Source organism: Pseudomonas sp. NFIX10, assembly GCF_900111955.1.
In the GTDB taxonomy this organism is placed as follows: Bacteria; Pseudomonadota; Gammaproteobacteria; order Pseudomonadales; family Pseudomonadaceae; genus Aquipseudomonas; species Aquipseudomonas fluorescens_AA.
Map to the genome: position 1 here is coordinate 142,486 of NZ_FOKH01000008.1, position 19,959 is coordinate 162,444.

General features: G+C 62.0%; 22 protein-coding genes and 1 pseudogene. 9 read left to right on the plus strand and 14 right to left on the minus strand.

What is annotated here, in order from left to right:
• Window positions 1–24: 24 nt before the first annotated feature.
• From BM321_RS09980 to BM321_RS10015, 8 genes are all read right to left on the minus strand, one after another.
• Complete coding sequence (locus tag BM321_RS09980; RefSeq protein ID WP_092442372.1) at window positions 25–1,029, minus strand: glutathione S-transferase family protein; 1,005 nt, start codon at window positions 1,027–1,029, stop codon at window positions 25–27.
• An 88-nt stretch (window positions 1,030–1,117) separates the two neighbouring features.
• The gene (locus BM321_RS09985) at window positions 1,118–2,119 is read right to left on the minus strand and encodes a glycosyl transferase family protein (RefSeq protein WP_092442373.1); all 1,002 of its coding nucleotides are present in this window, start codon (window positions 2,117–2,119) and stop codon (window positions 1,118–1,120) included.
• Entirely contained in the window at window positions 2,116–2,451 is a 336-nt protein-coding gene (locus BM321_RS09990; protein WP_060741569.1) for a TusE/DsrC/DsvC family sulfur relay protein, read from the minus strand. Before BM321_RS09990 ends, BM321_RS09985 begins: the two co-directional genes overlap by 4 nt.
• Window positions 2,448–2,741 carry a sulfurtransferase complex subunit TusB gene (tusB, locus tag BM321_RS09995; RefSeq protein WP_092196930.1) on the minus strand — a complete coding sequence of 98 codons (294 nt, stop codon included), beginning with the start codon at window positions 2,739–2,741 and terminating at the stop codon, window positions 2,448–2,450. Before tusB ends, BM321_RS09990 begins: the two co-directional genes overlap by 4 nt.
• Window positions 2,741–3,103 carry a sulfurtransferase complex subunit TusC gene (tusC, locus tag BM321_RS10000; protein ID WP_060741571.1) on the minus strand — a complete coding sequence of 121 codons (363 nt, stop codon included), beginning with the start codon at window positions 3,101–3,103 and terminating at the stop codon, window positions 2,741–2,743. Before tusC ends, tusB begins: the two co-directional genes overlap by 1 nt.
• Window positions 3,103–3,495 carry a sulfurtransferase complex subunit TusD gene (gene tusD, locus BM321_RS10005; protein WP_060743167.1) on the minus strand — a complete coding sequence of 131 codons (393 nt, stop codon included), beginning with the start codon at window positions 3,493–3,495 and terminating at the stop codon, window positions 3,103–3,105. Before tusD ends, tusC begins: the two co-directional genes overlap by 1 nt.
• 300 nt (window positions 3,496–3,795) lie before the next feature.
• A complete protein-coding gene (locus tag BM321_RS10010) occupies window positions 3,796–4,125 on the minus strand; it encodes a DUF6388 family protein (protein ID WP_092442374.1) in 330 nt (109 codons plus the stop codon).
• Between the two features lie 2 nt (window positions 4,126–4,127).
• A complete protein-coding gene (locus BM321_RS10015; protein ID WP_092442375.1) occupies window positions 4,128–4,388 on the minus strand; it encodes a hypothetical protein in 261 nt (86 codons plus the stop codon).
• Between the two features lie 138 nt (window positions 4,389–4,526).
• On the opposite strand from BM321_RS10015, the gene BM321_RS10020 reads away from it, so the two are divergent.
• Window positions 4,527–4,877, plus strand: coding sequence for a hypothetical protein (locus tag BM321_RS10020; protein ID WP_092442376.1), 351 nt, complete (start codon window positions 4,527–4,529; stop codon window positions 4,875–4,877).
• 129 nt (window positions 4,878–5,006) lie between these two features.
• Here the strand turns inward: BM321_RS10020 and BM321_RS10025 are convergent, their stop codons facing one another.
• A complete protein-coding gene (locus BM321_RS10025) occupies window positions 5,007–5,432 on the minus strand; it encodes a GNAT family N-acetyltransferase (RefSeq protein ID WP_092442377.1) in 426 nt (141 codons plus the stop codon).
• Between the two features lie 164 nt (window positions 5,433–5,596).
• Here BM321_RS10025 and ggt point away from each other — a divergent pair, with 164 nt between their 5' ends.
• The 4 genes and pseudogenes from ggt (at window position 5,597) to BM321_RS10045 (ending at window position 10,293) form a co-directional block, all read left to right on the plus strand.
• Window positions 5,597–7,324 carry a gamma-glutamyltransferase gene (ggt, locus tag BM321_RS10030; RefSeq protein WP_092442378.1) on the plus strand — a complete coding sequence of 576 codons (1,728 nt, stop codon included), beginning with the start codon at window positions 5,597–5,599 and terminating at the stop codon, window positions 7,322–7,324.
• A 52-nt stretch (window positions 7,325–7,376) separates the two neighbouring features.
• A pseudogene (locus BM321_RS10035) lies at window positions 7,377–7,523 on the plus strand (cysteine hydrolase); the annotation flags it as partial.
• A gap of 457 nt (window positions 7,524–7,980) precedes the next feature.
• Entirely contained in the window at window positions 7,981–9,105 is a 1,125-nt protein-coding gene (locus BM321_RS10040) for a sensor histidine kinase (RefSeq protein WP_092442379.1), read from the plus strand.
• A 96-nt stretch (window positions 9,106–9,201) separates the two neighbouring features.
• Window positions 9,202–10,293, plus strand: a complete 1,092-nt coding sequence (locus tag BM321_RS10045) for an SMP-30/gluconolactonase/LRE family protein (RefSeq protein ID WP_092442380.1) — start codon at window positions 9,202–9,204, stop codon at window positions 10,291–10,293.
• 70 nt (window positions 10,294–10,363) lie between these two features.
• On the opposite strand, the gene BM321_RS10050 is transcribed toward BM321_RS10045, so the two are convergent.
• Window positions 10,364–11,362, minus strand: a complete 999-nt coding sequence (locus tag BM321_RS10050; protein WP_092442381.1) for a LacI family DNA-binding transcriptional regulator — start codon at window positions 11,360–11,362, stop codon at window positions 10,364–10,366.
• A 166-nt stretch (window positions 11,363–11,528) separates the two neighbouring features.
• On the opposite strand from BM321_RS10050, the gene BM321_RS10055 reads away from it, so the two are divergent.
• The 3 genes from BM321_RS10055 to BM321_RS10065 all read left to right on the plus strand — a co-directional run bounded on the left by BM321_RS10055 (window position 11,529) and on the right by BM321_RS10065 (window position 15,143).
• Window positions 11,529–12,704, plus strand: coding sequence for a Gfo/Idh/MocA family protein (locus tag BM321_RS10055; protein ID WP_092442382.1), 1,176 nt, complete (start codon window positions 11,529–11,531; stop codon window positions 12,702–12,704).
• Entirely contained in the window at window positions 12,668–13,780 is a 1,113-nt protein-coding gene (locus tag BM321_RS10060; RefSeq protein ID WP_092442383.1) for a sugar phosphate isomerase/epimerase family protein, read from the plus strand. Before BM321_RS10055 ends, BM321_RS10060 begins: the two co-directional genes overlap by 37 nt.
• A 130-nt stretch (window positions 13,781–13,910) precedes the next feature.
• A complete protein-coding gene (locus tag BM321_RS10065; protein ID WP_092328188.1) occupies window positions 13,911–15,143 on the plus strand; it encodes a nucleoside permease in 1,233 nt (410 codons plus the stop codon).
• 18 nt (window positions 15,144–15,161) lie between these two features.
• On the opposite strand, the gene BM321_RS10070 is transcribed toward BM321_RS10065, so the two are convergent.
• Entirely contained in the window at window positions 15,162–15,818 is a 657-nt protein-coding gene (locus BM321_RS10070; protein ID WP_092328187.1) for a polysaccharide lyase family 7 protein, read from the minus strand.
• A 246-nt stretch (window positions 15,819–16,064) separates the two neighbouring features.
• Between BM321_RS10070 and BM321_RS10075 the strand changes: the two genes are divergently transcribed.
• A complete protein-coding gene (locus BM321_RS10075) occupies window positions 16,065–16,400 on the plus strand; it encodes a hypothetical protein (protein ID WP_063320519.1) in 336 nt (111 codons plus the stop codon).
• 141 nt (window positions 16,401–16,541) lie between these two features.
• Here BM321_RS10075 and BM321_RS10080 read toward each other — a convergent pair whose 3' ends face one another.
• The 3 genes from BM321_RS10080 to BM321_RS10090 form a co-directional block, all read right to left on the minus strand.
• Window positions 16,542–18,305 carry an L-lactate permease gene (locus BM321_RS10080; protein WP_092442384.1) on the minus strand — a complete coding sequence of 588 codons (1,764 nt, stop codon included), beginning with the start codon at window positions 18,303–18,305 and terminating at the stop codon, window positions 16,542–16,544.
• A 322-nt stretch (window positions 18,306–18,627) separates the two neighbouring features.
• A complete protein-coding gene (locus tag BM321_RS10085) occupies window positions 18,628–19,173 on the minus strand; it encodes a thioesterase family protein (protein ID WP_092442385.1) in 546 nt (181 codons plus the stop codon).
• A 185-nt stretch (window positions 19,174–19,358) separates the two neighbouring features.
• Window positions 19,359–19,739, minus strand: a complete 381-nt coding sequence (locus BM321_RS10090; protein WP_092196880.1) for a RidA family protein — start codon at window positions 19,737–19,739, stop codon at window positions 19,359–19,361.
• Window positions 19,740–19,959 lie beyond the last annotated feature (220 nt).

Below are 19,959 nucleotides of genomic sequence, written 5' to 3' on the forward strand. Positions count from 1 at the left end.
CTCGAATACAGCGAAAGTCCAGAATCAGTCCCCAGCTCCGCGCCAAATCCCTTTCCCCCTCAACCTTTCCCGGTCATGGGCAACCGTGAAGTCCTGCTTCGGCCCCTTGGGCACGATCCCGTTGGGGTTGATGGTCTTGTGGCTGCCGTAGTAATGGCCCTGGATATGGGTGAAGTCCACGGTTTCGGCAATGCCCGGCCACTGGTACAGCTCTCGCAGCCAGTTCGACAGGTTTGGATAATCGGCGATGCGCCGCAGATTGCATTTGAAGTGACCGAAATACACCGCGTCGAAACGGATGATCGTGGTGAACAGGCGGATATCCGCCTCGGTCAGGTATTCGCCAGCCAAGTAGCGTTTGGTCGCAAGCAGGGTCTCCAGCCGGTCCAGCTCGGCGAATAAACCGTCGAACGCTTCTTCGTAGGCCGCTTGGGTGGTGGCGAATCCGGCGCGATACACGCCGTTGTTGACCGCCGGGTAGATCCGCTCGTTCAAGGCATCGATATCGCGGCGCAGGTGCTCGGGATACAGGTCCAGGTCGTTGCCCGTCAAACCATCGAAGGCACTGTTGAACATGCGGATGATTTCCGCCGATTCGTTGTTGACGATGCGCTGCTGGCGTTTGTCCCACAGCACTGGCACGGTGACGCGGCCGGTGTAGTCCGGCGTGTCGGCGGTGTAGCGCTGATGCAGGAATTGCAGAGAGTCGAGTTTGTCGCCTGTGGACCCGTGGGCCTTCTCGAAGGTCCAGCCGTTTTCCAGCATCAGGTAGCTGACCACCGAGACATCGATCAGCGCCTCCAGGCCCTTGAGCTTGCGCACGATCAGCGTGCGGTGGGCCCAGGGGCAGGCCAGGGAGACATACAAATGGTAGCGCCCGGCCTCGGCGGCAAAGCCGCTCTCGCCCGAGGGGCCGGCGCTGCCATCGGCGGTCACCCAATGACGGCGCTGCGCCTGTTCGCGCTGGAAGGTGCCGTCCTTGCTTTCATACCACTGGTCCTGCCAGCGGCCCTCGACCAACAAACCCATCTGGATATCCTCGCTCAATCATCATTGGAGACGAGTCTATTCCCATAGGTTCGAACTAAAAGCGCAAAGGTTGGGCGTTAATGATCGGTTAGATCGAACGATCCCGCGCGTCCCAGTACTGCCGGGCTTTATCGAACGCTTCTTCGCGAGCCAGGCCCAGGCCGCGCAAGGCCAGTGCCATGGTGGCGATCAGCGCCAGTTGCGGGTAGCTGTCCTCGACGTCACCACGCCAGATCGCCTTCAAATGCTCGGGGTCGAGGCTCTCCGGTTTGACATGGCGCTGCTCGGCCAGGCGCGGCCATTCTTCGTCCCAACTGGCGCCGCCGGTGGTGCCGTACAGGTGGCTGTCGGCGTCCGGGTTGATCTCGATTTCGCCGCCGTCGCCCTTGATCACGATGGCGGTGTCACCGAGCAAGCCGCTGGCATCGCGATGCACGGCCTGGTAGCCCGGATGGAAGATGCTTTGCAGGCCACAGCGGGCGGCCAGTGGGTTGAGAATCCGGGCCAGGGAATGGATCGGCGAGCGCAGGCCCAAGGTGTTGCGCAGGTCGATCATCCGCTGCATTTGCGGCGCCCAGTCCACCAGCGGCATGAAGGCCAGGCCGCCGTGGTCCAGCGCGCTGCCGACCTGTTGCCAATCCCGGCACAGCGGGATCTGCAGCAAGCCCAGCAATTGTTCGGTGTAGAGGCGACCGGCCGTGTGAGCGCCGCCGCCGTGCATGAAAATTCGCACACCGTTCTGCCCCAGGCACTTGGCCGCCAGCAGGTACCACGGCAAATGGCGCTTCTTGCCGGCGTAGGTCGGCCAGTCGAGGTCCACCGTCAACGCCGGGACCACCAGGCGTTCACGCAGGGCTTCGGTGAAGCCGGCCATTTCCTCGGCGCTTTCTTCCTTGTGCCGCAGCAGCATCAGGAAGGCGCCGAGCTGGGTCTCTTCGACCTTTTCATCGAGCACCATGCCCATGGCCTCGCGGGCTTCTTCGCGGGTCAGGTTGCGGGCGCCGCGCTTGCCTTTGCCAAGGATGCGCACGAACTGGGCGAACGGGTGTTCGGCCGGGGTCTCAAGGGTCAGTGCAGGAAAATCGGTCATAAGCAATTCGTCGGTTTGGGCAGGCCCGCCAGCTTGGCGGCGAGTTTGGCGGGAGTGCCTTTGAACAATCGGTTCAGGTGCAGGCTGTTGCCTTTGTCCGCCCCCAGTTTCAGTGCCGTGTACTTGATCAGCGGCCGGGTTGCGGGGGAGAGCTGGAATTCGTCGTAGAAACCCCGTAGCAGTTCAAGGATTTCCCAGTGTTCGGGACTCAACTCGATGTCCTCGGCGCTGGCCAGGGCCGTGGCGACTTCGGCCGACCAGTCGTCCAGGTCGGCCAGGTAGCCGTCCTTGTCCAGCGCGATGGCGCGATCGCCCACGTTCAGCGTGTTCATAGCCAGGTGTTGACCTTGTCGTGCTCGATCGATAGCTCGACGAAGCCTGAGTAGTTGATGGCTTCGGCCCAGTCTGGTGTGTCCAGGGCGCGGGCCTGAAGGTCTTCGGCGAGCACGAACAGCTTCACGCCGGCGGCCTGCAGCCGTTCGAACGGTGGGCTGCCCGGTTGCAACGCGTATGTCGCGTCGCCGCACAGCAGCAGCGCATCCTGATTGCCCAGCACTCGCAGGCAACTGGCGAGGCGGTTATCGCCGAAGGGCGAATGAGACAACACATGCAAAGTCGACATCAGAGGGTGATCACCTGGTCGTAACGGTCGATGAGCGCAGCGATGTCCGGCGCGCTCAGTACTTTCACCTCGCCCAGCGCCAGGGCAGCGCTGGCAACGCCGCGTTCGGCGGCACTGTCGGCGCAGAGGAACAGGTCTTCGACGCCGAACATCGGCAACGCCTGCAGGTTGGCGCTCAGGTCTTTTTGCTGGACCGCCTTGGCGTTTTGGCCGGCGGTGAGCTGGAACACGCCGTCATCGAGAAACAGCAGGCCGATGGGCAGGTCGAACGCGCCGCCGGCCAGGACGATGTCCAGGGCTTCACGGGCGCCGGGGCCGGACCAGGGGGCCTGGCGGCTGATCAGCAATAAAGACTTGGCCATCACGCGCCTCCAAAACAGATCAAGCGGTCGGCGTCCTGGATCGCATCGTGCAACTGGCCCAGGCCGGACAAGGCCCAGGGCGCTTCGACACTGGCCGCCGCACGCTGGTAGCGCTGGGCTTCTTCCTCGTTCAACACGCCACGACGCAGCGCCGCCGCGATGCAGACCACGCCGTCGAGCCGGTTGTCGCTGACGAATGCGCGCCACTGCTGGGGCAGGTCCTGTTCGTCCTGGGGCGTGACGACACTGGCGCAGGCGTTATAGACGCCGTCCTGATAGAAAAACAGCCGCACGATCTCATGTCCACCTGCCAGCGCCGCCTGGGCAAACAGCAAGGCACGGCGCGAGGAGGGCGCATGGGCGGCGGAAAACAGTGCAATGGCGAACTTCATGACAGACCCGATCAGCAAAACTGCGGCCATGATAAAGCTTTATGGGCGGTGCGGCGATTGCCAGGAGATTCAACACAAGGGCATGCTTTGAATACTTTGTGGCGAGGGGATTTATCTTGTGGCGAGGGGATTTATCCCCGTTGGGGCGCGTAGCGGCCCCTCTTTCAGCCACCGTGGCCTGTCTGATACACCGCGTTGACGGGTCGAGGGGCTGCTTTGCAGCCCAACGGGGATAAATCCCCTCGCCACAGGTGGTCTGCCATGTCCCCGGTCCAAACAGTGGTACTCAATCCATACGAGCTACTGCTTGAGCCCATGCAACTCGCAATACTCCGCCCACGCCATCCCCGCCATCTCCGCCACTTCCCTGTGCACGTCCAGACGCTGGGCCTGGTACTCCTCGGGCGAGGCGGCGGTCAGTTGCAAAGTCAGTTCCCAGGCAAACAGGCCCAGGCGCTCGGCCTCGGCTTCGAACGCTTCGTGCAAGCGTTCGGCGCGGTACTGCTCGGTGGTCTCGCCCTTGGCCTGGGCCAGCAGCGGGTTGAGGTGGTCCAGTTCGTGGCGCAGTTCGGGGCGCTCGTCGAGAAACTTTGCCAGGGCCCGTTCGTGTTGCTGTTCGGTTGCCGCCATGGTCACTCCTTGGGAGACGAAGACTGCTTCTTGCTGGCCTTGGCCGCAGCCGCCAGGCATTCGAGGGCGAATTGTTCGGTGTAGGTCATCTGGATCGGTGTGGTTTCGCCCTTGACGGTGCGTTCGCCGTCGAGGATGTAGCGAATCCGCTTGTCGGTGACGCCGATGCGCTTGGCGATCCACGAAGGTGTCTTGCCGATCTGGCTGATCAGTTTGTCGGCATATTCCGGGGTGGGCTTGTAGAACTCGGCGTTGGGGGTCATGGGTGTTCCGCGTGACTGGTGGCGATGGCGCGACAGATTGCGTGAATCGGTGCTCGCTGTCGCGGGTAAATTTCAGTAAAGCAGCACGATGGCTCGGGCCGCAGTGCTACAGTCCGTTTTTTTCGATGAGTGAACGCAATGCGAATGTTGACGGTGGCCCTGGCCGCCATTTTGCTGGTCGGCTGCGCGGGTTCGGCGATGAACGAGGCGCGGACCCAGGCCCCTTACAAGACCCTGACCTCGGACAAGCCGGAACAGGTCGTGGCCCAGTGCGTGCAGTTTTCCTGGCAGGACGAAGCGGTATTCGGTGTCGATGCCGGCGCCTACCTGCAACCGGGCAAGAAAGGTGGCTCTACGGTCTACACCCGCTCCGCCGAATCGTTTGTCGATCTGCACGCCGGAGCGACGGGCACCGAGTTAAGTTATTACGCCAAGCATGACGACTTTGTGGCCAAGCGCCGGTTGGCGGCGTTGGCGACTTGTTTGTAAGCAGCTGGCACTAACGCCCCGGATCCTATGTGGGAGCGAGCTTGCTCGCGATAGCGGCGGGTCAGACGACAGAAATGTTGACTGTTAAATGGCTATCGCGAGCAAGCTCGCTCCCACAGGGGTTGTGCTTCAGGTGTCCAGGCGCTTCTGGAAGAAGAAGCGCTGGTGGCCCGGCGGGTAGTCGTCGATCTGGCCGCACTCGGTGAAACCGTGTCTGCGGTAGAACGCCGGGGCCTGGAAGTCGAAGGTGTCCAGCCAGATGCCCACGCAGTTTTTCTCCCGGGCCAGTGCTTCGGCCATCTGCATCAGAGTCGAGCCGGTGCTCTGGCCTCGGGCCTGTTCCGGCACCACTAGCAGCTCGATATACAGCCAGCGAAAGAACACTCGGCCGTAGAGCCCACCGACAATTTCACCCTGTTCGTCCCGCACCAGCCAGGCCACCAGTTCAGGTGCACTGCCACCGGTCTTGGCGGTGTTATAGGCGCGTAGCGGGGCGAGGATGGCTTGGCGCTCTTCGTCGGTGGGCGAGTCCGTGCGTTCGATTCGTAGCGTCATCGGCGATGTCCCTATTCAGTCAAGATCAAGCGCAGGAGCCTATCCCAAAGGCTGTCGTGACGTCACCCGGTCGGCGGGGAAACAGGCGCATTACGCAAACCAGGCCATACTGCCTAATGCTTTTGAAGCGATCCCTATCCCTGAAAACAAGAAGAGACCGACTCATGAAGTTCGAATCCTTGGCCCGGACCCTCATCGCTACGTCATTGACCCTCGGTTGTTTATCGACGTACGCCGCTTCCCAGGCGCCGGTGGCGGCCGAGAACGGTATGGTGGTCACCGCCCAGCACCTGGCGACCCATGTCGGCGTCGACGTGCTCAAGAACGGCGGCAATGCCGTGGATGCGGCGGTGGCGGTGGGGTATGCCCTGGCGGTGGTGTATCCGGCGGCGGGCAACTTGGGCGGGGGTGGTTTCATGACCCTGCAATTGGCCGACGGTCGCAAGACGTTCCTGGATTTCCGCGAAAAGGCCCCCCTGGCCGCCACCGCCAACATGTACCTGGACAAAGACGGCAACGTCGTGCCCGAACTCAGTACCCGCGGCCACCTGGCGGTAGGCGTGCCCGGCACCGTTTCCGGCATGGAGCTGGCGTTGAGCAAGTACGGCAGCAAACCGCGGGCGGAATTGATCGCCCCGGCCATCAAGTTCGCCGAGGAAGGCTTCGCCCTGGAGCAGGGTGATGTCGATCTGCTGGAAACCGCCACCGATGTATTCAAGAAGGACATGCGCGACTCCGGTGCGATCTTCCTGCACAACGGCGAGCCCATGCAGGTCGGCCAGAAGCTGGTGCAAAAAGACCTCGCCAAGACCCTGCGGGAAATCTCCGCCAAGGGCGCCGACGGTTTCTACAAGGGCTGGGTCGCCGATGCCCTGGTCACCTCCAGCCAGGCCAACAAAGGCATCATCACCCAGGCCGACCTGGACAAGTACAAGACCCGCGAGCTCGCTCCGGTGGAGTGTGACTACCGTGGCTACCACATCATCTCGGCGCCGCCGCCCAGTTCCGGCGGGGTGGTGCTGTGCCAGATCATGAACATCCTCGACGGCTATCCGATGAAGGAGCTGGGGTTCCATTCGGCCCAGGGCATGCACTATCAGATCGAAGCCATGCGCCACGCCTACGTGGACCGCAACAGCTACCTGGGTGATCCGGACTTCGTGAAGAACCCCATCGACCATCTGCTGGACAAGACCTACGCCGCCAAGCTGCGGGCCGCGATCGAGCCGCAAAAAGCCGGCGACTCGCAGAAAATCAAGCCCGGCGTGGCGCCCCATGAGGGCAGCAACACCACCCATTACTCCATTGTCGACAAGTGGGGCAACGCCGTTTCGGTCACCTACACCTTGAACGACTGGTTCGGCGCGGGCGTCATGGCGAGCAAGACCGGGGTGATCCTCAACGATGAGATGGACGACTTCACCGCCAAGGTCGGCGTGCCCAACATGTATGGCCTGGTGCAGGGCGAGGCCAACGCCATCGCGCCGGGCAAGGCACCGCTGTCATCCATGAGCCCGACTATCGTCACCAAGGACGGCAAGACGGTCATGGTGGTGGGCACCCCGGGCGGCAGCCGGATCATCACCGCGACGCTGCTGACCATCCTCAACGTGATCGACTACGGCATGAACCTCCAGGAGGCGGTCGATGCGCCGCGTTTCCACCAGCAATGGATGCCGGAGGAAACCAACCTGGAGACGTTCGCGGCCAGCCCCGATACCCAGAAGCTGCTGGAGAGCTGGGGACACAAATTTGCCGGCCCGCAAGACCCCAACCACATCGCCGCGATCCTGGTCGGCGCGCCGTCATTGGGCGGCAAGCCGGTGGGCAAGAACCGCTTCTATGGCGCCAACGACCCCCGTCGCAACACCGGGTTGTCGCTGGGTTATTGAGGGGGAGCGCGGCTGCGACACTGTTTGAAGAGGGAAGGCCATGAACACCGCATTGCTGATTATCGATGCCCACTCCACGGTGGACAACGGCAGCATGGCGGCCGAGCAGATCATCGCCAACCACAACAACCGGCTGGGGCGGCTGAGCAGTGCGGTGTCACGGATTGATGTCATGCCGGCTGCTGAAATCCGCCTGTAGCCGATATCACTGTTTGGACTGGAGCAGGGCAGACCTAAGGTTTGGGCGCTGGACTTATCAATACCCCGTAGGAGCTGCCGAAGGCTGCGATCTTTTGATCTTGACCTGTTGAACGTTCGCTCGCGTCTCAATCGTCTGAGGAAAGACCGCAGCCTCGCTTCGCTCGACAGCTCCTACAATCAAGCGGGGATAAATCCCCTCGCCACAATGGGGTGAGTCTGTTCAATTCACCGTTCCAGCCACAGGCACCTTGGCTCGCTCAATGTGTAGTTATAGGTTGTCGTATAATGGTGAGGTTTTTACCTTCTGAAGTGCAAGAGATAAGGTCCGCAGGCCTGTACGCTCTGTTGCATGTGGACGGTCACCTTGCAAGATCCGCACATTTGTCCAGTGCTTTGCTGTACAACAATCTTGCCGCTGTGTCGTTTACAGCCTTGCCCTTCTTGCGGAACACCTCATGCGCCTGGCTGATTTCATTCTCGACAATATCGAGCCGATTCTTCAGGCGTGGGAAGACTTCGCCAAAACCATCACCCCCGCGTCCATTGGCATGGATGCCCTTGCCCTGCGCGACCATGCCGAACAGATGCTGCGCACCATCGCCGCTGACCTGCGTACCTCGCAAACGCGCAAGGAGGCGATTGCCAAATCCCATGGGGAGGCGCCGGCGACCGATATCGAAACCGCCGCCGAAACCCATGCGGTCATCCGCCAGTCCTCGGGTTTTACCGTGGAGCAAATGGTCTCCGAATACCGGGCCCTGCGCACCAGCGTGCTCATGCTCTGGATGCCGCACACGCAGTTGGACCACAAGCAGGTCATGGACGATCTGATTCGATTCAACGAGGCCGTGGACCAGGCCTTGGCCGAGTCTGTCGTCAGCTACTCCGGGGCGGTGGATGCGTCGCGCAACATCTTTCTCGGGATTCTCGGACACGACCTGCGCAGCCCCTTGGGTGCGATCCTGCTGAGTTCCGAAGTGCTGCTGCGGGCGGGGGACCTGCCCGCCAAAGCCACCAAGATCACTTCGCGCATCTACACCAGCGTCAAGCGGGCCAACAAAATCGTCGGCGATCTGCTGGATTTCACCCGTACCCAACTCGGCTCGGGCATTCCGGTGCAGCGCTTCAACGGCGATCTGGTGGCTGCCTGTGAAGGCATGGTGGAGGAGGCTCGGGCCTATCATCCGGAACGCGAAATCCTTTTTGAAACGACCAGCGCCCTGGAGGGGCTGTTTGATCCGGCCCGCATGGAGCAGGTCTTCGCCAACCTGATTGGCAATGCCGTGCAGCATGGCACCGAGGGCACGCCCATTATCGTTTCGTTGAGCGCCGAAGAGGATGTGGCAGTGATCGCGATCAACAACCAGGGCAAGCCTATCGAGAAAGATGCCATTGCCAGAATCTTCAACCCGATGGTTCGAAATCTGCGTGAAACGCAGTACGGTTCCACGGCCGGGCTCGGGCTGGGCCTGCACATCGCTTCAGCGATCGTATCGGCCCATAAGGGCACCATCGACGTGCATTCCAAGGTGCGAGTCGGAACGACTTTTACCGTTCGCATACCGCTGCACCCGAACTGATCGTTTGTCCGGTTGAGCAAGTTCGTGATCTTGTACGATGTCTTATCACAGAGTAAAACTGTCGTCCCGTCCAATAATAATTAACGGAGACGCACGATGGATGTTTCGCAATCTGCAACCGCCGCCGATCAGGGCCGCCGGGTGTTCCTGAAAAAATCCCTGGTGGTCTCGGCGGCCGCCACCACCCTTGGCAACCTGCCCGGGCTCGCCCAGGCCGAGCCCTTGAGCCAGCGTTACCCAGACCCGCTGATCAATATCCTTGACCCCAGCTTCATGGACTTGCGCATCTTCAACGCCAGCGTGGAGAAGCTCGCCACCGGCCTGCGTTGGGCAGAGGGGCCCGTGTGGGTCGGTGACGGGCGTTACCTGCTGGTCAGTGACATTCCCAACAACCGCATCGTGCGCTGGGATGAAATCACCGGCGGGCTGTCGGTGTACCGAGAAAATGCCAATTTCTCCAATGGCATGTGCCGCGATCGCCAGGGGCGGCTGCTGGTGTGCGAAGGCTCCACCACCTCCAGCGAAGGCCGGCGCATCACCCGCACCGAGCACAACGGCACCCTCACCGTGCTGGCGGACGGTTTCGAGGGCAAGCCTTTCAACTCGCCCAACGACATCGTCTGCAAGCGGGACGGTTCGGTCTGGTTCACCGACCCGCCGTTCCAGACCGGCAACAACTACGAGGGGCACAAAGTCACGCCCGTCCAGCCCCACGCGGTGTACCGCATCGACGGCGAAACCGGCAAGGTCAGCCGGGTGATCGACGACCTGGCGGGGCCGAACGGGTTGTGTTTTTCCCCGGACGAAAAAATCCTCTATGTGGTCGAAGGCCGGGCCAAGCCCAACCGCTTGATCTGGGCCATCGCCGTCAAGGACGACGGCACCCTGGGCGAGCGGCGCAAGCACATCGAAGGCTTGGATTACGCGGCGATCGATGGGATCAAGTGCGATGAAAGCGGCAACCTCTGGTGCGGCTGGGGCGGCAATGGCGACCCCAAGGCCGACCTGGAAAAACTCGACGGCGTAAGGGTGTTCAACCCCGAAGGCAAGGCCATCGGGCACATCTCCCTGCCGGAGCGTTGCCCCAACGTCTGCTTCGGCGGCCGGGAAGGCAATCGGTTGTTCATGGCCGGTAGCCATTCGTTGTATTCACTGTTCGTGAATACTCGAGGGGCGACGTTTGCCTGATGCAACAACTGATCTTCAGCCTGTTGACCATTGTGGCGAGGGGATTTATCCCCGCGCCACAGGTTCCTTGTCATGCCAAAGGAGCCGTACTGCCCCGCACCGTCAATACAAACGGCAACACCACATGCCGTTCGGCAATCGGCTTTTTCTCGATAAGGGCAATCAGCATCTGCACCGCTTTTTGCCCAAACATCTCGGCAGGCTGCGAAATGGTCGTCAGGGGTGGGTCGCAGTAGGCGGCGAACGGGATGTCGTCAAAGCCCACCAGGGAAATATCCTCGGGCACTCGCAGGCCCATTCGCTTGATGCACCTGAGGGCGCCGATGGCCATTTCGTCGTTTTCACAGAACAGCGCACTGGGGCGATCGGCCAACGCCAGCATCGCCCCGGCACCGTCGTCACCGGCCTTCAAGGTGAAGTCGCCATGGCAGATCAGGCTGGGGTCGACGGCGATGCCGGCCTGGTGCAGGGCATCCTGGTAGCCGGCCACGCGGTCCAGGGTCAGGGGGCTGCTGCGTGGTCCCTTGATGATGCCGATGCGGCGATGGCCGAGGCCGATCAGGTGTTCGGTCATGGCCTGGGCGGCGGCTCGGTTGTCGAGGCTGATGGTCGGGTAGGGGGCACCTTTGACCACTTCGCAGGCGTTGACCAGCGGCAGGCTGTCGGTGCCAGTGGGCATCGATTCGAAAGGATCGCTGGCACGCAACTGGATCACCCCGTCGGCCTGGTGGGCGTAGACCAGGGCGGCGAACTCCCGCTCGATCTGCGCCCGACCCTGGGTGTCGCACAACAGCAATCGATAACCCGCCGCCTGCGCTGCCTGTTGCGCGCCACTGATGACCCGGGCGAAAAACGTGTTGGCGATGGCCGGCACCAGGATCACCAGGTTGCCGGTCCGGCGGGAGCGAAACTGCACCGCCATCAGGTTGGGCCGATAGCCGGCCTGTTCCACTGCCGCGTTGACCTTGTCCCGTGTTTCGGGGAGTACCCGCTCGGGCGATTTCAGGGTTCTGGACACCGTGGCCACCGAAACACCCGCCAGCCGGGCCACCTCACGAATGTTGGACAAAATCACCTCGGGAACAGGGGGTACGGTGGCGGAGCTTACCGCAGGTTGAGCGTCTCACAAATATTCCAGGGTGAACCCTGTGGGTTTGACACGCGGGGAAACTGAGCCTAGATTTTCGCCATGATGTAACCGGTTACATCAGCATCCTGACGGGAAGAGAATCGCGATGAATCCTGTAGCACCGAAAATAAGAATGGGCTTCGTCGGCGGTGGAGAGGGCGCTTTCATCGGCCAGGCTCACCGTCAGGCCGCGGGCCTGGACGGCGGTTTCGAACTGGTGTGCGGCGCGTTCAGCCGCGACCCGCACAACACTCGGCAGACGGGTACGGCCCTGGGCCTGGCCGCGTCCCGTTGTTATCACGACTGGCAGCAAATGCTCGACACCGAAGCGCTGCTGCCGCTCGATCAGCGCATGGAGTTGCTGGTCATCGTCACCCCCAATCATCTTCATGCGCCCATCGCCAGCGAGGCCTTGAAAGCCGGTTTCCATGTGTTCAGCGAGAAGCCCGCCGCGCTGGACCTCAAGCAATTGCTGGCCCTGCGCGAGGTGCTGCACGGCAGCCGCTGTCTCTATGGCCTGGCCCACACCTATCTGGGCTATCCCATGGTGTGGCAGGCCCGGGACATGGTGCGCTCGGGCGTGATCGGCCACGTGCGCAAAGTACTGGTCGAATACCCGCAGGGCTGGCTCAGCCAGGATGTCGCCGCCCAAGGCAATAAGCAGGCCGAGTGGCGCGACGATCCCGGCCAGTCCGGCCTGGGCGGTTGCATCGGCGACATTGGTACCCATGCGTTTTCCCTGGCCGAGTTCGTCGCGGACCAACCGATCCAGCAGCTATGCGCGGCGTTGGGCACCCACGTCCCGGGGCGGCAACTGGATGACGATGCGGCGATGCTGTTCAAGATGGCCGGTGGCGCCAGCGGTGTGCTGATCGCAAGCCAGGTCTGCACCGGCGAAGAGAACCCGCTGAAGATTCGCGTCTATGGCGACAAGGGCGCCTTGGAGTGGCGCCAGGAAGAACCGGCGAGCCTGATCCATCGTGCCTTCGACCAGCCGTTGCGCATCCTGCGTAGCGGCGTCGGCCAGCCGTGGCTGTGCGAGGCGGCCACGCGGCGCATGCGTCTGCCGGCCGGGCATCCCGAGGGCTATCTGGAAGCCATGGCCAACCTCTACGGTGATTTCGCCCACGCCATTCGCAGCCATGTCGAAGGCCCTGACGCTCCAGGCGTACCCGGCATCGAGACCGGCTTGCGTGGCATGGCGTTCATCGAGGCCGCCATCCTCAATCACCGTGGCGACGCGAAATGGACCGCCGTGCAAACCGGAGCATCCCTGTTGTGAGTACCCTCGACAAGACACCGAGCGGCCTGCGCGGCCCGGGCATTTTCCTGGCGCAGTTCATGTCCGCCGAAGCCCCGTTCGACACCTTGGCCAACATTGCCCAGTGGGCCGCTTCACAAGGCTACAAGGCCATTCAACTGCCGACATCGGGCACGCAATACATTGACCTGGCCCGGGCCGCCGAGAGCCAGGCCTATTGCGATGAACTCAAGGCCACCTGTGCCCAGGCCGGTGTCGAGATCAGCGAATTATCGACGCACCTGCAAGGCCAGTTGGTGGCGGTGCACCCGGCGTTCGACGCGCTGTTCGATGACTTCGCCCCGGCCCATTTGCGCGGCCAGCCCCAGGCGCGGACCGAGTGGGCAATCGAGCAGCTCAAGTTGGCCGCCCGCGCCAGCCAGCGGCTGGGTCTCAAGGCCCATGCGACGTTTTCCGGCGCGCTGCTATGGCCGTATCTTTACCCCTGGCCGCAGCGGCCGACGGGCCTGGTGGAGCAGGGTTTCGCCGAACTGGCCCGGCGCTGGTTGCCGATTCTCGATGGCTTCGACGCGGCGGGGGTGGACCTGTGTTACGAAATCCACCCCGGCGAAGACCTCCACGACGGTGCCTCGTTCGAACGTTTCCTGGAGGCGGTCGATCATCACCCGCGGGCGGCGATTCTTTACGACCCCAGTCATCTGCTGCTGCAACAGATGGACTACCTGGGCTTCATCGACCGTTACCACGCACGGATCCGCATGTTCCACGTAAAGGACGCCGAGTTCCGCCCCGATGCCCGTTCGGGGGTGTACGGCGGTTACCAGGGCTGGGTCGATCGTCCCGGGCGGTTCCGTTCGTTGGGCGATGGCCAGATCGATTTCAAATCGATCTTCAGCAAGCTGACCCAATACGATTTCAGCGGTTGGGCGGTCCTGGAATGGGAATGTTGCCTGAAGGATTCACAACAGGGCGCCGCAGAAGGGGCGGCGTTCATCCAGCGCCACATGATCAGCAAGACCGGCAAGGCGTTCGACGATTTCGCCAGCGTCACGGCGGATGAGGACTCCAATCGGCGGTTGTTGGGCCTGTTGAGGTAACCGGCCCCACCCAAAACCCTGTGGCGAGGAAATCCATGGTGGGAGCAAGGCTTGCCCCCACAGAGGGATTCTCCCTCACAAAAGCGGTGCGGTTTTTTTTCACAAGAACAACAATAAAACGGTGACGCTCATGACCACGATGAATGCACGCCTCAGCGTGATGATGTTCCTGCAGTTCTTTATCTGGGGTGGCTGGTTCGTCACCCTCGGCACCTTCCTCTCCAGCACCCTGGGCGCCAGCGGTGGGCAGATCGGCATGGCGTTCTCCACGCAATCGTGGGGAGCGATCATTGCGCCGTTCGTCATTGGCCTGATCGCCGACCGCTTCTTCAACGCCGAACGGATCCTGGCGGTGTTGCACCTGCTCGGCGCGGTGTTGCTGTACCAGCTGTATTCGGCGGCGGATTTCAGCGTGTTCTACCCGTACGTGCTGGTGTACATGGTGGTCTATATGCCGACGCTGGCCCTGGTCAATTCCGTGGCCTTCCGGCAGATGCGCGATCCGGCGCTGGAGTTCTCTCGCATCCGGGTGTGGGGCACCCTTGGCTGGATCGTCGCGGGCGTGGTGATCAGCTTCGTGTTCGCTTGGGATTCGCGCGAAGCGATCTCGGCAGGCGGCTTGCGCAATACGTTCCTGATGGCGGCCATCGCGTCCCTGGTCCTGGGGCTCTACAGCTTCACGCTACCGGCCACGGCGCCGCTCAAGGAACAGGCCAGCGCGGGTGGCGTCAAGCAACTGCTGGGGCTGGACGCGTTGGGTCTGTTGAAGGACCGCGGCTACCTGGTGTTCTTCATCGCCTCGATCCTGATCTGCATTCCGTTGGCGTTCTATTACCAGAATGCCAACCCGTTCCTGGCCGAAACCGGGATGACCAACCCAACGGCGAAGATGGCCATCGGGCAGGTCTCGGAAGTGTTATTCATGCTGCTGTTGCCGCTGTTCATCCAACGCTTCGGCATCAAGCTGGCACTGTTGGTGGGCATGTTGGCGTGGGCGTTGCGCTACGTGTTGTTCGCCTACGGCAATAACGGCGACCTGGCGTTCATGCTGTTCACCGGCATTGCCTTGCACGGCATCTGCTACGACTTCTTTTTTGTCTCGGGGCAGATCTACACCGACGCCAAGGCACCGGAGCGCTTTCGCAGCTCGGCCCAGGGCCTGATTACCCTGGCGACCTATGGCGTTGGGATGCTGATCGGCTTCTGGGTGGCGGGGCAGGTGACCGATCACTTTGTCGTGGCGGGCGGTCATGACTGGCAGAGCATCTGGCTGTTCCCGGCCGGTTTCGCGCTGCTGGTGTTGGTCTGCTTCCTGTTTACCTTCCGTGGCCAACAGGCGCTCGTTGCGCCGTCAAAAGCTTGAAGCAGGGCTGGGCGTCAGTCATTTGTGACTGACGTCCAGCTTGGTGTAGGTCACTTTCCCGCCTTCGTTGGAATAACCCTTGTTGTCCAAGGTGTAGACACCGGCCTTGAAATAGAAGTCATAGCCGTACCAGGACGGGTCCAACTTCACCTGTTTACCCGTGCTGCCGATCAGCACCGAGAGCTTGCCTTGCTTGTCCATTTGCAGCGAATAGGAGAAGGCTTTGTTCAGCGGCACGTTTGGTACGGTGTAGATCACCGGGCTCTTCTTGTCCTTGGGCTTGACCCGGTATTCCACGTCGATATTGCCGGTGCCCTTGGCGTAGCGGTACACCAGTTTCAACAACGGCGTGGGGGCGTCCTTGGCGTGGATCTGCGCCACCACCACCCGGCCTTCGGAAGGCACCTGGTTCACCGCCAGGGTGCCCTTGAGGGTATTGGTGCCGCTGTTATAGCGCCAGTTGCGCAGCTTGCCGTCCTTGCCGGTTTCCCGCAGCTCGGAGCGCGGGTACTCGCTTTTACCGGTATGGGAACCGGTGACCGGCGCCCAGAAGACGATCCGCTGGCCGTTATTGTCGAAATACTTGTTTTTCAGGGTCGGCATGGCTTTGGTCGCCACGACCTGCGCCGGCGTTTGTACGGGCAGGGTAATGTTCCAGACAGTCAGGTCAATCATGATAAAACCCTCCAACGGGACCGGCCGTTACCTGGCGGCCGTCAAGACAGAAACTGCCTTCCGTGGCGCAGTTTTCATGTTATCGACGGGGGGCTGTTTCGCTGGAGGCGCACCTGACGGATGGCTCTGCGATGAGCCTTTCAGGCACTGAATTGGGCGGATTATCGTGTGTCAATTTGTTGCTGATCGGTTAAAGTGCGCGCCGCCCGAGAGACGGATCCCGGGCGTCTTCCCATGGAGCATCAAATGAACCAAATCAGCAAAGTTGTCGCCTGCGCACTGTTTGGCCTGGCCCTGGCGGGTTGCACCGGCACCCCGATGAAAACCCAGCAATACGACAGCAGCCAATACACCGTTGTCGGCCACAGTGAAGCCAAGGCCACCGGCCTGCTGCTGTTCGGCGTGATCCCGATCCGCCAGAACAACCGTTTCGTGCGCGCCCAGACCGCGGCGATCAAGGCCAAGGGCGGCGACGCCATGATCAACACCCAAGTCCAGGAAAACTGGTTCTGGGCCTGGGTCCTGACCGGCTACACCACCTCGGTGTCCGGTGATGTGGTCAAGCTGAAAAGCGTTCAGTAACACCGTTGTTTTGATCGTTCCCACGCTCCGCGTGGGAATGCCGCCCGGGACGCTCCGCGTTCCGTTAAGCGTGACGCAGAGCGTCAGTGGATGCGTTCCCACGCGGGAGCGTGGGAACGATCAATCATGCCCGATCCTCTGTCACTGTCCTCCCACCACCATATGCGTGAACGGCGCCACATACGCCTGCAACGTCACCAGCCCGCCCACCAGAATCGCCAGCACCACCGAGTGGAAAAACACGTAGCGCAGGATTTCGCCTTCGTGACCGTACCAACGGGTCGCGGTGGAGGCGACCACGATCGACTGGGCGTCGACCATCTTGCCCATCACTCCACCGGAACTGTTGGCGGCGGCCATCAACACCGGGCTGATGCCCAATTGCTCGGACGTGACCCGTTGCAAGCCGCCAAACAACACGTTGGAGGCCGTGTCCGAGCCGGTCAGCGCCACGCCGAGCCAGCCCAGCAGGGTGCCGAACATGGGGTAGAAAATGCCCGTGGCGGCGAAGGCCAGGCCCATGGTCGCGTCCAGGCCCGAATACCGCGTGAGGAACCCCAGGGCCAACATCGCCACGATGGTGATCAGCGAGTAGCGCACCACCCAGAGCGTTCGCAGGTAGTGGTGCAGCAGTTGTGGAATGGAATAGCCCATCAGCAAGCCACCGAGAATCGCGGCCAGGAAAATGCCGCTGCCCGTGGCGGTGAACCAGTTGAACTTGTAGACCGCTTCCTCGGTTTTAGGCTGGGGCACCACGGGCGGGACTTTTTCGATCTGCTGGTGAATGGTGCCGAAGGTCACCAGGGGCGAGAAGATCGGATTGGCCTCGCGTATCGGCTTGCCTTGGGGGTCAAGCTTGGCTGATTGGGTCTGTGGGTCCAGCGCCGGACGGGTGTCGAACAGGTTCTTGAAGCTCTGGGTGCCCCAGGCGAACACGAACACCGTGAGGATGATCCACGGCATCCAGGCCCGTCCCACGGCGGGGCGGGCGTCGTTGGAAAACGCCGCGCTGGCGACGGGTTTCTCATCCTCGCTGACATCGATCTTCGAGTTGTCGACCCGCCCGGACAGCGCGGCGGAGGTGTGCACCGTGGCCGGTTTCCAGACCTTCAGGAAACCGGTGAGGCAGGCCATGGAAATCAGCGCGGCGATGACGTCCACCAGCATCGGCCCGTGGTAGTTCGACACCAGGAACTGCGGGATGGCGAAGCTGACACCGGCCACCAGGATCGCCGGCCAGACTTCCAGCATCTTGCGCCAGCCGGCGAAGGCCCAGATCAACCAGAACGGCACCAGCACCGAGAAAAACGGCAACTGCCGACCGACCATCATCGACAGCTCCATTTCATCCAGCCCGGTGACTTTGGCCAAGGTGATGATGGGCGTGCCCAGGGCGCCGAAGGCCACGGGCGCGGTGTTGGCGATCAGCGCCAGACCCGAGGCGGCCAGGGGGGAGAACCCCAGCCCGATCAGGATCGCGCCGGTCACCGCCACCGGCGTGCCGAAGCCCGCCGCGCCCTCGAAAAACGCGCCGAAGCAAAAGGCGATCAACAGCAGTTGCAGACGCCGGTCGTCGGTGATGCGCGCGAGGGAGTCCTGCAGGACCTTGAACGAACCGTTCTCAGTGGTCAGCCGGTGCAGGAAAATGATGTTGAGCACGATCCAGCCGATGGGCAGCAGGCCGTTGGCCGCGCCATACAGCGCCGCAGACCCGGCCATGCCCGCGGGCATGCCGAAGGCGAAAATCGCGATCAGCAAGGCCGAGGCCAGGGCTAGCAAGGCCGCCAGGTGTGCCTTGACATGAAAGAACGCCAGGGACGCCAACATCACCACCACCGGAACCGCCGCCAGGAGCGTGGACAGCACCGCATTACCGAAGGGATCGTAGACTTGTTGCCAGACCATGTTCCACCTCTGCTTTTTATTGTTGGAAGTGCAGGCCCCAAGGGGGATTGGCAGAAAAGTATAGGCGGGGATCGGAGAAGGGGATTGGGACCTTATGGCTCTGGTTATTAAGTGTGGGAGCGAGCTTGCTCGCGATAGCGGTGGGTCAGTTGCGTGGTGATTGGCTGAAGCACCGCTATCGCGAGCAAGCTCGCTCCCACATTTTTTGCCTGTGTTCCTGCTCAGGGGGATGCGCTATGTCGACGGGTGTGCTTCGACATTGTCCAGCGCGCGGTTCGCCAGCAATCCGCTGGGTTAACCAAGCACCTGTGGCTAGCGCGGATCAGCGCTCACCTTCCTCCAGGCGAAGCCCGAGGCTCAAGTCATCGCAGCTTTGCGACCAGGCGACCAGCCAGTCGGGCATGGCGGGCGATTGTTCGGCCAGGCCCAGTTCGCGGATGAACTCAGCCGGTGCAATCGTGCCTTTGGCCGAACGGAACAGGCCGCGCATGATCACCACCCCGACCACACGTCCCTGGCTGATGAAACGGTGCTCCATGAACGTCCATTTTTCGTCCCAGCCGAGCAGGCGGGTGTGCACCTCGAACGCCTCGAACAGTTTCAATTCCCGCCTGAACTTGCCCCAGACATCCCCCACGATCGGCACCGCCCGGTTTCGCAGCGCCACCTTGTAGGCGCCGCTGCGCAGCACGTAATCCATGCGTCCCACATCGGCCAACGTGAAGTAGCGTCCGTTGGTGACGTGGCGATTGAGGTCCAGGTCCAGCGGCCATACCCGCATGCGCACCACCGTGGTGCCCAAGGGCGCTACGGGCTTGCGCCAGGGGCGGCGGAACAGCATCAGCAACAGTCGGAACCAGAGATTCATAAGTAGGCCGTGAAAAGGGAAAGCGGCGCACTCTAGACCCCATGCCGGGAGCGGGCTAGGTGCGAAAATGACGATTTGCGTGGCAATCGCGCATTTGGGGCATGCCCGAGAGGCTTTTGTGGCAGGGAGCAAGCACCCTTGCCACAAAAAAGCGGTGCAGCGCTACAAACGTGCGATGTGCTCGTTCAGCCCTTCGCCGCCATCGCCGTCACTTCCACTTTCATGCCTTCAACCGCCAGCGCCGCCACACCCACCGCCGCACGAACCGGCCAAGGCTTGGCGAAGAAGCGTTTGTAGACCTCGTTGAACGCGGCGCGGTCAGCCATGTCGGTCAGGTAGATGGTCAGGTGCAGGACCCGGTCCATGGAACTGCCTGCTCCTTCCAGGGCCTTCTTGAGGGCTTGCAGTGTGCATTCACTCTGCCGGGTGATGTCGCCTAGTTCCAGGCTGCCGTCGGCGTGGGTGGGGATTTGTGTGGAAACCAGCAGGCCGCCGAAACCGGCGACGTCGGAGGAAATGGCGTCCGCATCCGGATCTGGAATAAACGTGATGTCTGGGTTGCTCATGCAAAGCCTCATGCTGGAAAAGAAAAAGAACCGCCGCAGTTTACCGTCCCTTGCTGCGTCGTTTCTGCATTCCTTTATCCGCATGCTCCCAGCCCATCGTTTTGCACCAGCGCCTGGATGTCGGCCTCCAGCGTCGTGGTGCCTTACAGGGTCGCGTCGGCCACGTCGAAGCCACTGTCGAGGCTGACGGCGCTCATGCGCCCATAGGACTGCGCCGCCG